This is a genomic window from Bacillus sp. FJAT-28004, from assembly GCF_001280845.1.
In the GTDB taxonomy this organism is placed as follows: domain Bacteria; phylum Bacillota; class Bacilli; order Paenibacillales; family Paenibacillaceae; genus Pristimantibacillus.
Genome location: NZ_LGHP01000001.1, coordinates 3,854,467 through 3,865,757, shown reverse-complemented (window position 1 = coordinate 3,865,757; position 11,291 = coordinate 3,854,467). Strand labels below are relative to the sequence as shown.

Below are 11,291 nucleotides of genomic sequence, written 5' to 3'. Positions count from 1 at the left end.
GAGGCAGTTATTACTCGTTGTTCAGTTTTCAAAGAGCAATCTTTTCTTTCGTGTCGACCGTGTGTCTCGTTGGCGACCTAGATAATATATCATAGACGCCTAATTAAATGCAAGTGTTTTTTTTGAAAAATGCTAAATAGTTTTCAACGTACATTTTCCGTTTATATTACAGTGTAATTGTCGTATTACTTTGTCCCTTCTAATGAAGATAGACATAAAAAAACGAGCTGTGCGATTTACGCAAGCTCGTATTACATCTAGTACTGTTTAGTTACTGTATATTGAGCTGCATCCTTGATAAGCTCATACTTCTGTTTGTCCTTTTTTAGGCCTGCATCAACTGTCGTATCAATCGTAACCCATTTCCCATCCAAATACACTTCGTTCCACGCATGATAAACATCAACATAAGTGGATTGCCCCATCAAGAGCTTAGTAGGAATATCAACGCTTCGAAGCATTGCCGCAAACAATGAAGCGTATCCGTAGCAGATATCCTTCCTCGATTTAAATGTACGATCAATATTAGGGAGGTAATCAACCGACAAATTAGCAGCTAATTGATTATCATAACTAACATTAGTAATAATGTATTCGTAGATCGCTTTTACTTTCTCGCTATCCGTTTTTTTATTGCTCGTTAATTCTTTTGCCTTGACGATTGCAGTGCTCGTATTCGACCAATTTATGTTTTGAATTGAATTCAAGTACAACACCTTATTGTCTTTCAAGTTGAGCGTTACGACTTCTTTCTTCACCAGCTTGTATTTATTGCCCGTCGTGTTCTCTAGAACTGAAATCGTGTATTCGCCATTGCCAAGCTGCAACGGGAACTTCTCCGCTGTTTTTCCACTGGTTAGGTTATATGTATAATTAGATGCGCCTTTTGCGATCATAAGCTTCGTTTTTACTTTGGCGTTCACTGAATATTGTACGGAAACAACACCTTTATTTAAATTCCCCATATTCAACCAGGAAGAAGAATTTGCTTCACTTGCCTGAGCGACCGTAACATGGATGGATGCAAAAAGAAAAAAAGCTGCGATTACTAATATAAATTTACGCATGAGTATACTCCCTTCGGTAGCTGGCTGCCATCTTACGGAAGGCCCTTTAGCTTTGCGTCCCTACCTTTCGATAGGTTTGCCGTTATCGTGTGAAGCGTTATGTAAGGAATTTCCCTATACAAACAAAAAAAAGCCTGTCCATTCGGTAGCTGGCTGCCATCTTACGGAAGGCCCTTTAGCTTTGCGTCCCTACCTTTCGATAGGTTTGCCGTTATCGTGTAGTGCTTTATTAGTTCTATTCTAGCATATGGAACTATCAAATCAATAGAAAGCACCACAATATTAATCATATTTTGGATGTATTTGAGGATTGTTGTTGCAAATACTCGATATTAGAAAAAAAGAACCGTTGGCTGCTAAAAGCCATACGGTTCTTTACTTTTACTTATTCAGCTGAGCGCTGATCTCTCATATGAGGGAACAACAGTACATCACGGATCGATGGAGCGTTTGTTAACAGCATGATCAATCGGTCGACGCCGATTCCTAGCCCGCCAGTTGGCGGCATACCGTATTCTAGAGCACGGATGAAGTCTTCATCCATCTCATGCGCCTCATCATTGCCGTGCTCGCGCTCGACAAGCTGCGACTCAAAACGCTCACGTTGATCGATAGGGTCGTTTAGCTCCGTAAATGCATTAGCATGCTCACGCGCTACGATAAACAACTCAAAACGATCTGTGAAACGCGGATCTGCTTCGCTTTTCTTAGCAAGCGGTGAAATGGCAACAGGATGTCCAGTCACAAACGTTGGCTGAATCAGCGTATGCTCACCGAACTGTTCAAAGAAGGCGTTAAGAATATGACCGAAAGTCATATGAGGATCAACGGCTACTTTATGCTCCTTCGCCAAACGATGTGCTTCTTCGTCGCTCATCTCCACGCCGAAATCTACGCCCGTCGTTTCTTTGACAAGCTCGACCATAGTAACTCTGCGCCACTGCGGAGTCAAATCAATTTCTTGACCTTGATAAGTAATTTTTGTTGTACCGAGAACTTCTTGTGCGATATGCGCAATGAGATTTTCAGTCAACGCCATAATATCCTTGTAATCGGCATAGGCCTCATACAGCTCAATCATTGTAAATTCCGGGTTATGACGAGTAGAAACTCCTTCATTCCGGTATACACGGCCGATCTCATATACTTTCTCTAATCCGCCTACAATCAACCGCTTCAAATGAAGCTCGATTGCAATACGCATGTAGAGCTGCATGTCCAGCGCGTTATGATGTGTCTCGAACGGACGCGCTGCAGCGCCGCCTGCAATAGAATGCAACGTTGGCGTTTCTACTTCTAGATACCCGCGGGAATCTAGGTAGCGACGCATCGATTGAATGATTTTTGAACGAGCGATAAAAGTTTGTTGTACGTCTGGATTCACGATAAGGTCAACATAGCGCTGGCGATAACGAAGCTCCACGTCCTTCAAACCATGATATTTATCAGGCAATGGAAGAAGCGACTTCGTCAACACTTCAATATCCTTCGCTTTAACGGAAACTTCGCCTGTATTTGTTTTGAACACAACGCCTTGTACGCCAATAATATCACCGATATCTAGCAAATCAAAAGCTGCGAACTTATGCTCTTCAACGGAATCTTTACGAACATAGATTTGAACCTTGCCGCTCAAATCTTGAATCGTAGCAAAACCCGCTTTGCCCATGCCGCGCTTCTGCATAATACGGCCTGCAATACGCACCTCAACAGCTTTTTCTTCTAGTTCTTCTTTGCTAAGCCCTTCATAGGCTTGTACAATCTCTTTGGCATTATGAGTGCGTTCGAACTTTCGACCGAATGGATCCACTCCTAGCCCTCTAAGCTCGTCCAATTTGTTTCTACGAATTTGCAAGAGCTCGCTTAGCTCCTGCTGTTCATTGTTTTCTTGTTCCACTTCTTTCATCTCCTTGATCATTCGGCAAACGCAAGCAGCTGTCACCGGATTCATGCAGCAAAATCTCGTTTCGCAATAAAATATAAGCAATGTATAGACCTGTAATATACGTTCTTATATTTTAAACGTTCAAAAAGCTTCCCACAAGGAAGCTTTTTGAGCCGCGCATAGCAAACATTATTTTTTGATATCGAGAATTTTGTATTGAATAATGCCGACTGGTACGCTTACTTCGACAACCGTGCCTTTTTTCTTGCCTAGAATCGCTTTGCCAACCGGGCTTTCATTCGAAATCTTGTTTTGCAGAGGATCAGCTTCCGCTGTACCTACAATGGAATAATCCATGGTGTCGCCATACTCCATATCTTCAACCGTTACGATCGAACCGATGCTCACGGTGTCAATATCAATATCGTCATTATTTATAATACGCGCGTTGCGCAACATTTTCTCAAGGGTAAGAACGCGGCCTTCGATAAATGCTTGCTCATTCTTCGCATCTTCATACTCCGAGTTTTCGCTTATATCACCATAGCCGATTGCTACTTTAATACGTTCAGCTACTTCACGACGCTTGACCGACTTTAGGTGCTCTAATTCATCTTCGAGCTTTCGCAGCCCTTCTTGAGTCAGAATGATTTGCTTATCGTTCATCTTTCCGATTCTCCTGTCATGTGACTAATTTTTCATACCATGTATGAATTCACTGTTACCTAATATATTACGCTTCTTATTCCTCATACCTACTGTTGTTTGAAGCGCTCTTGATGACTTTGTTAGATTATATTGCACGATTATATTGCAAAGTTACCCCGAATGTCAATCAAAGCCAGACGACCCATTGAAACCGTTTCATTTCTGAAAAGCAGATCAGAAGCCGCATGATAGCGGCTTTTGTCGAATGGTGTCGGCCCACTCCCATAACTGGGTAAATGGCATAACCGATCTATTTGAATTTTAGTAGGCGACTTCTTCTGCAGAACCCGCTTCACTGATTGGCGCAGCGCTAATGGACTGGAATTCTGCGTCCTCTTCAAGCGAGCGCACGTAGTTTTCCAATATAGCTACCATCGGATCACGGCCGGTCTCTTCCATAATATCGTCCTTCACACGAGCGCCGCCCGGAAGACCCTTCAAGTACCAAGCTAGGTGCTTTCGCATCTCGCGAACCGCAACTGCCTCGTTCTTCAGTGCCACTAACCGATCCAAGTGCAAAATGGCAACTTCAAGTTTCTCACGCGGCGTTGGATCACTAAGAAGCTCACCGTTCGTCAAATATTGAATCGTCCGGTAAAGCATCCACGGGTTGCCTAATGCACCTCGTCCAATCATAACTCCGTCACAGCCGGTATGATCAAGCAGCCGTTTTGTATCCTCTGGTGAGAAAACGTCGCCATTCCCAATTACGGGAATCGATACCGCTTCTTTTACATCCTTTATAATGTCCCAATTTGCCTTACCTGTATACAATTGCTCACGAGTACGTCCATGTACACTAACAGCTTTACCGCCTGCACGTTCAACTGCACGTGCATTCTCGACGGCATAAATATGCTGGTCATCCCAGCCTATGCGCATTTTCACCGTAACAGGCTTCTGAACAGCATCAACAACCGCTGATACCATCTCATAAATCTTGTTCGGATCAAGCAGCCAGCGTGCGCCAGCGTCACATTTCGTTACCTTCGGAACAGGGCAGCCCATATTAATATCGATAATATCTGCATTGGTCTGCTTATCAACTACTTTTGCAGCCTCGACCAGCGACTCCCGGTCACCGCCAAATATTTGAAGGCTAAGCGGCTTTTCTCGATCATCAACAAACAACATTTCAAGCGTTCTTTTGTTTCCATGCAAAATGGCCTTGTCGCTTACCATTTCCGCACACACAAGACCCGTTCCGAACTCCTTGGCAATTAATCGGAAGGCCGGGTTGCACACGCCTGCCATCGGAGCTAGCACCACTCTGTTCTTCATCGCGATGTCTCCGATTTTCAGCATGTCGCTCCTTGCTCCTCTTCTAATTGAATATTGTTCATGTCCTGTGTCCCAAACATCACTATTCTCGGTTATCAGACATTAATTCCTCATAGCTGATTCCTAACGTCTTGGCGATATGATTTAATAGCTTCGTATCTGTCTTTCTTGTTCCTCGCTCTAATGAACCAAGAACAGCTACCGATACGCCAAGCTCCTTGGCCAGCTCCTGCTGAGTATAGCCCTTCAGCTTTCGAAAGGCTCTGACGCGCTGCGCCAATTGATTGTTTTCCATAACGTAATGCCTTCCTTTCCATCCAGAAGCGCTGCTTCAGATACTGCTCTTACTTCGGCCTGCAGCCGATGCGTTTGATCAATAACATCATGCAGCGGCACGAGCACGAACGACCGCTCCATCATGCGCGGATGCGGCAAAGTCAGTTCCTCTTGATCCATTCTGACATTATCGTATAGGAGTAGATCGAGGTCAATGGTTCTCGGTCCCCAACGTATATGTCGAACTCTCCCTAGCTGCTGCTCAAAATCCAAAAGCTGACGCAAAAGCATTAAGGGAGATAGCGTCGTTCGTATAGCTAATGCCATATTAATAAAAGGCGGTTGCTCTGTATAGCCTACAGGATCGGTCTCATACATGCCAGATACTTTACTTACCACAATACCCGGGTGCGTATCTATGAGGCCAATCGCTTCCAGCAGCAGTTGCTCACGGTTCCCCATGTTTGATCCTAAAGCGATATATGCCTCGGCCTGTGCGCCATCATGCGGGAATTGTTCGTCCATCATTGTCCCGCTTTCTGCGCATCTCTACCGTTACTCCGTCAAAATGGATATCGAACGGCGGGTTAGGCTTAGTTACTCGAACCGTCACTTCATTTACCATAGTATAAACTTCCAGTACTTGCGATGCAATGTGACCCGTTAAAGCTTCGATAAGCTTAAAAGGAGGACCTTCTACAATCTTTTTCGCGAGAGCGTGAATTTCTGCATAATTCACCGTACTGTTCAAATCATCGGTTAATGCCGCACGCTCCAAATCCATACTGAGCTCAATGTCCACGTAATATTTCTGACCCAGCTTATTTTCTTCGGGGAATACGCCGTGGTAGCCGTAAAACCTCATCCCTTTGATCATCATTTTGTCCATTATAGTCACTCTCCTAGCGATGTAGCCTATCTAAAATAAGAAATAGCCATTCAAAAGCAGTACTAACGGCGGTATAATATAGCATCCGTCATCAGCGCGGTTCGTTTGATTGCACGCACATCATGCACGCGCATAATTTGGCAGCCATGCGCGATGCCAAGAGCAACAGTCGCAGCTGTACCCTCAACAAGCTCTTCAACCGGCAGATTAAGCGTCTGCTTAATGAATCGTTTGCGCGAGGTGCCCAGCAGCACCGGATAACCAAGTGCAGTTAGCTCGGATAAACGACCTAGCAGCTCAAGGTTGTCCTCATAGGTTTTGGCAAAACCAATACCAGGATCGAGCCAGATTCGATCTTCAGCGATGCCAGCTGTTCTCGCGATGCTGACGCTTCCCTGCAGATCAGCGAGTACATCCGGGACAAAATCGTTGTAGTCTCTGGCGTGACGGTTATGATTGATAATGACAGGGCAATCATACTCAGCCGCAACTGCGGCCATATTAGGGTCGCCCTTAAGCCCCCAAATGTCATTGATGATATGAGCGCCCGCCTCTAGCGCATGCCGTGCAGTCTCTGCTTTGTACGTATCAATGGATAAAGGGATATGCGGCAGCGCTTTGCGCAATGCCTGAATAACAGGGAGTATACGTCGCAGCTCTTCTTCCACTTCTACTGGCTCAAAGCCTGGACGTGTCGATTCACCGCCAATATCGATAATGTCGGCGCCTTCCTCCACCATCGCTCTCGCCCTGGCAAGAGCTGCATCGACATTCGTGTAGCGCCCGCCATCCGAGAACGAATCTGGGGTGGCATTCAGAATACCCATAATTAAAGTACGTTGACCTAGTTCCAGCTTCGTCTCACTGCCGAACCCGTAAGCTCTTTTATAGAAATTTGGTTGTTGATCCACTTTAGACCGCCATCCTTCTTCTTATTGTTTCATGATCACAGAGGTTAGTTAGTCAATCGTCGTTTGTCGGTATAGAGCAAGCAATCGCTTCGTAATAGCCCCAGCTTGACCATCACCGACAGTCATCTTCCTGTTAGCTTCCGATAAAATGGTAACAGGTACGATCTCCTGAATGGAATTGGTCAGCCATATCTCATCAGCCTCTTGCAGTTTCTCAAAGCTATAAAGACCTTCTTCCGCTTCATACCCTGCACTGCCAGCCAGCTCCAAAACACGCTCGCGCGTAATGCCTGGCAATATGCCAGTGGCAAGTTCAGGCGTATATACAACATTGTCCTTGGCAAAAAACAAGTTGCTGACAATTCCTTCGGCCAACCAGCCTTCTTGGCTGAGCATAAGACCCTCAGCGCTTGAAGAGGCACTGCTGGCAAGCAGCTCCCGTTTGGCAATAATATTGTTCATATAATGGAGAGACTTAAAGCGAACATCACCTTCGGGCGTATTGCGCCTCGTCTGCAAAAGCCGCAGCTCCCGTGCGCGCATATGAACCTCATCATTAACCGGCGGCAAAGCCTTTACAAGCGTTAACACATTAGGACGTTCATAATCGCCAGTCGGCAAACCTAATTCTGCTTCCCCTGCGCTGACGGTCAATCGCACATAACCGTCTTTTAAACCGTTTGCCTCCAGAAGCTCATTAACCAAGTCGGCCACCTGATTCATATTATCTTGATAACGAATACCCAGCTGATTGCAGCCTGAATACAACCGATTCATATGCCTATCCAATAAATAAGGTTTTCCTTCGTAAGTGCGAAAAGTCTCGAATAAACCGATACCGTACAAAAAGCCGTGATCATAAACTGAGATCACGGCTTCGCTCGCATCCATTACGGAGCCGTTCAGTGCGACCTTCATCGCACTGCGCCCGCCCGATTTTGCAAGAAATTACGAAGCATCGTCAGACCATGCTCCGTTATAATGGATTCAGGGTGAAATTGTACCCCTTCAATTGCATATTCCTTATGACGCAGACCCATAATTTCACCTTCATCTGTCTCTGCTGTAATTTCCAAGCAATCGGGCAGCGTTTCACGGCGTACAATAAGAGAATGGTAGCGTGTAGCGGTAAATGGTGATGGCAAACTTTCAAATATTGATTTTCCTTGATGATAAATGGCTGACGTTTTGCCATGCATCAACTTCTCGGCGCGTACCACTTCGCCTCCAAAAGCTTGACCAATCGATTGATGACCTAAACAAACGCCAAAAATCGGAATTTTCCCTTTAAAGTGCTCAATAAGCGATAGACTGATACCCGCTTCATTCGGTGAACATGGACCGGGTGATATTAAAATATGATCAGGCGCTAAAGCTTCAATTCCCGCCAAATCAATTTCGTCATTGCGTTTCACCGTTATGTCTTCTCCAAGCTCACCCAAATACTGCACTAAATTGTACGTAAAAGAATCATAGTTATCGATGACCAGTATCATGTTATGGCTCCCCCTTTTTCCGTTTCCACTGCCAAAGCGTCTGCTGCAAACCGTTCGCTGTACTGAATCGCCTTCCATAACGCCTTCGCCTTGTTTAGCGATTCCTTATATTCCCGCTCTGGCTCGGAATCGATAACGATACCTGCTCCTGCTTGAATATGAACAACGCTATCCTGTAGCACCATTGTTCTAATAATTATATTAAATTCCATATCCCCACTGTAGTCAATCCATCCAAGCGAGCCCGTGTAAGGGCCCCGACGTGTCGGTTCAAGCTCTTCTATGATTTCCATTGTGCGAATTTTTGGAGCGCCAGTAATCGTTCCACCAGGGAAGGTAGCCGATATGACATCGTAAGCATCCTTGCCGTTTGCAAGCTGTCCCACTACCTGAGATACGAGATGCATAACATGCGAGTATTGTTCAATAACCATAAGCTCCTCGACCTTAACCGTACCATAGGCTGAAATACGGCCGAGATCGTTCCGCTCCAAATCAACGAGCATAATATGCTCCGCCCGTTCCTTCTCATTGGTGAGAAGCTCGTCTGCTAGCCGCTGATCCTCTTCCTCTGTTCGTCCGCGTCTACGGGTTCCGGCAATAGGTCTTGTTATCAACTTGTTATCGTTAAGCTCCACCAAAAGCTCTGGCGATGCGGATACAATCTGAAAATCAGGACAACGCAGAAAACCCATATAAGGTGAAGGGTTTACCAGCCTAATCCATTCATAAAGCTCTTCCGGCGAGGCCGTGATCGCTTTGCTCTGACGGACTGATAAATTAACTTGAAAAACGTCTCCCTGCTCGATATATCGCTGAATGCTGCGAACAGCCTCCATATAAGCTTGCTTTGAGAAAGGAGATGTAATGCCAGAAATAGAATCAACATCCAATTGCAATAAATCATCAATCAACAAGCGCTGACGCTCTGCTCGAAGCGATATTGCCTTCGCTTTAGCACGTTCTTCATCGAACCAGGTTAACCAGTAATCGGTCATACCTTCTGCTCTAGATGACGCACGATCATAAGCAGCGATCAGCTCCTCTTGATTCGCATCTTGATTTATTTTCGAATGTACCGCACAGTATACCTTTGATTGCTGATGGTCTATAATCCATATCTCATTCATTTGCATAAATAAATAGTCAGGAATATTCTGATTGTCCTCCGCTAGCACCGGCAATCGTTCGATCGTACGAATAACATCGTAACCCCAGAATCCAATACAGCCGCCAACCCACTTGGGCCCGTTCTCAAGCTTTGGCCCCAACAAGCCACTCATCCATTCCCTCACAACCTCAAGAGGCTTACCTTCCCAGCACCGCTTGCTTTGCTCCTCTAGTGAATGAAATTGTATCGACTCTGCTTGCAGGCCTTTTCCACGTATGACACCGTCAGGATGCAATCCCAAATACGTATATCGTCCATCTTTGCCGCTCTCTAATACAAAGGCATGCGGTGAAGCATCCTGCCACACTTCTTCCCATGACGAAACGTTTGCCCGATTATCGAACTCAAAGGGCAATTCCTTAACCAACGGCAGCGTCGTATATTTCTGTTCGGCGTGCCACCGAGTCCATTGCTCTATCGCGGTGATCATCACCTTCAACCCCCGAATACTTGACTTATTTTGCTCAGTATACAGAATAGCTAAGTAAAAAGAAAGCCTTCCATTCCGGGGAATGAAAGGCTGATCGATATAGGTAGTAAAAATTAGTTTTCGAAGTTGAACAGCGGCGTAGATAGGTAACGTTCGCCGTTACTTGGAACAATCGCAACAACACGTTTGCCTTCGCCAAGCTCTTTCGCAACTTGTAGTGCTGCGTAGATCGCTGCACCAGAAGAGATTCCGCAAAGAATGCCTTCTTCTTTCGCTGCACGACGAGCGTATTCAAACGCATCTTCGTTTTCAATTGTAATAACAGCGTCATAGATATCACGGTTCAAAATATCAGGAACAAAGTTAGCGCCGATACCTTGAATTTTGTGAGCACCTGGTTTACCGCCAGAGAGGATCGGTGAAGCAGCAGGCTCAACCGCGTAAATTTTGATGCCGTCGAAATTTTTCTTAAGCACTTCACCTGTACCTGAAATCGTGCCGCCAGTTCCAATACCAGCAACGAATGCATCGAGCTTGCCATCAAGAGAATTGATCGCTTCGACAATCTCAGGACCCGTCGTTTCACGGTGGACCTTTACGTTTGCTTGGTTCTTGAATTGTTGCGGCAGGAAGTAGTTGGTGTTCTCAGCTGCTAGTTCTTCCGCTTTGCGAACTGCACCGTTCATACCTTCTGAACCTGGTGTCAAGACAAGCTCTGCACCGTAAGCGCGAAGCAAGTTGCGACGCTCAATACTCATCGTTTCAGGCATAACAAGAATAGCCTTGTAGCCCTTTGCTGCTGCTACGAGTGCTAGTCCAATTCCTGTATTTCCACTGGTAGGCTCAATAATAGTATCGCCCGGTTTTATGATGCCCTCTTGCTCAGCAACCTCAATCATACTGATTGCAATACGGTCTTTTACACTTGCACCTGGATTTTGATATTCAAGCTTCACATAAACTTCTGCACTGCCCTCAGGCACGAGACGGTTTAAACGAACAAGCGGAGTATCACCGATAAGATCTAGAACGCTTTGCACAATTTTGGCCATGGAAATAACTGCCTCCTTATTCCGACTAATTCAGTTGGTATTTTCACTAATTACATCTTAACAATCTCTTGCATCCGTTGTCAATAGTGACTTTAATGCTCCACTGAAAACAAAACACTGGGCGA

12 protein-coding genes and 2 riboswitches are annotated in these 11,291 nt (G+C 45.4%); all 12 genes read right to left on the bottom strand.

The annotated features are described in order from the left end of the window. Positions 1-257 precede the first annotated feature (257 nt). The 12 genes from AC787_RS16895 to cysK all read right to left on the bottom strand — a co-directional run bounded on the left by AC787_RS16895 (position 258) and on the right by cysK (position 11,166). Positions 258-1,067 carry a transglutaminase-like domain-containing protein gene (locus AC787_RS16895; protein ID WP_054025848.1) on the bottom strand — a complete coding sequence of 270 codons (810 nt, stop codon included), beginning with the start codon at positions 1,065-1,067 and terminating at the stop codon, positions 258-260. 12 nt (positions 1,068-1,079) lie between these two features. Then, positions 1,080-1,158: riboswitch (cyclic di-GMP riboswitch) on the bottom strand. A gap of 50 nt (positions 1,159-1,208) precedes the next feature. Further along, positions 1,209-1,287, bottom strand: a riboswitch (cyclic di-GMP riboswitch). A gap of 165 nt (positions 1,288-1,452) precedes the next feature. Continuing rightward, positions 1,453-2,973, bottom strand: a complete 1,521-nt coding sequence (gene lysS, locus AC787_RS16890) for a lysine--tRNA ligase (RefSeq protein ID WP_414730985.1) — start codon at positions 2,971-2,973, stop codon at positions 1,453-1,455. 168 nt (positions 2,974-3,141) lie between these two features. After that, entirely contained in the window at positions 3,142-3,618 is a 477-nt protein-coding gene (greA, locus tag AC787_RS16885) for a transcription elongation factor GreA (protein ID WP_054025847.1), read from the bottom strand. 303 nt (positions 3,619-3,921) lie between these two features. Next, entirely contained in the window at positions 3,922-4,965 is a 1,044-nt protein-coding gene (dusB, locus tag AC787_RS16880) for a tRNA dihydrouridine synthase DusB (RefSeq protein ID WP_054025846.1), read from the bottom strand. A 58-nt stretch (positions 4,966-5,023) separates the two neighbouring features. Continuing rightward, positions 5,024-5,236 carry a helix-turn-helix domain-containing protein gene (locus tag AC787_RS16875; protein ID WP_054025845.1) on the bottom strand — a complete coding sequence of 71 codons (213 nt, stop codon included), beginning with the start codon at positions 5,234-5,236 and terminating at the stop codon, positions 5,024-5,026. Next, positions 5,188-5,745: a 2-amino-4-hydroxy-6-hydroxymethyldihydropteridine diphosphokinase gene (gene folK / locus AC787_RS16870; RefSeq protein ID WP_235560999.1), complete on the bottom strand. Its 558-nt coding sequence runs from the start codon at positions 5,743-5,745 to the stop codon at positions 5,188-5,190. Before folK ends, AC787_RS16875 begins: the two co-directional genes overlap by 49 nt. After that, a complete protein-coding gene (gene folB, locus AC787_RS16865; RefSeq protein ID WP_054025843.1) occupies positions 5,720-6,106 on the bottom strand; it encodes a dihydroneopterin aldolase in 387 nt (128 codons plus the stop codon). Before folB ends, folK begins: the two co-directional genes overlap by 26 nt. A gap of 62 nt (positions 6,107-6,168) precedes the next feature. Then, entirely contained in the window at positions 6,169-7,017 is an 849-nt protein-coding gene (gene folP / locus AC787_RS16860; RefSeq protein WP_054025842.1) for a dihydropteroate synthase, read from the bottom strand. 48 nt (positions 7,018-7,065) lie between these two features. Next, on the bottom strand, positions 7,066-7,935 hold the full coding sequence (gene pabC / locus AC787_RS16855) for an aminodeoxychorismate lyase (protein ID WP_054025841.1): 870 nt from the start codon (positions 7,933-7,935) through the stop codon (positions 7,066-7,068). Continuing rightward, positions 7,932-8,513, bottom strand: coding sequence for an aminodeoxychorismate/anthranilate synthase component II (gene pabA / locus AC787_RS16850; RefSeq protein ID WP_054025840.1), 582 nt, complete (start codon positions 8,511-8,513; stop codon positions 7,932-7,934). Before pabA ends, pabC begins: the two co-directional genes overlap by 4 nt. After that, complete coding sequence (locus AC787_RS16845) at positions 8,510-10,114, bottom strand: anthranilate synthase component I family protein (RefSeq protein ID WP_152970647.1); 1,605 nt, start codon at positions 10,112-10,114, stop codon at positions 8,510-8,512. The genes pabA and AC787_RS16845 overlap by 4 nt, the downstream gene beginning before the upstream one ends. 113 nt (positions 10,115-10,227) lie before the next feature. Continuing rightward, positions 10,228-11,166, bottom strand: a complete 939-nt coding sequence (gene cysK / locus AC787_RS16840) for a cysteine synthase A (RefSeq protein WP_054025838.1) — start codon at positions 11,164-11,166, stop codon at positions 10,228-10,230. Between the last annotated feature and the right edge of the window lie 125 nt (positions 11,167-11,291).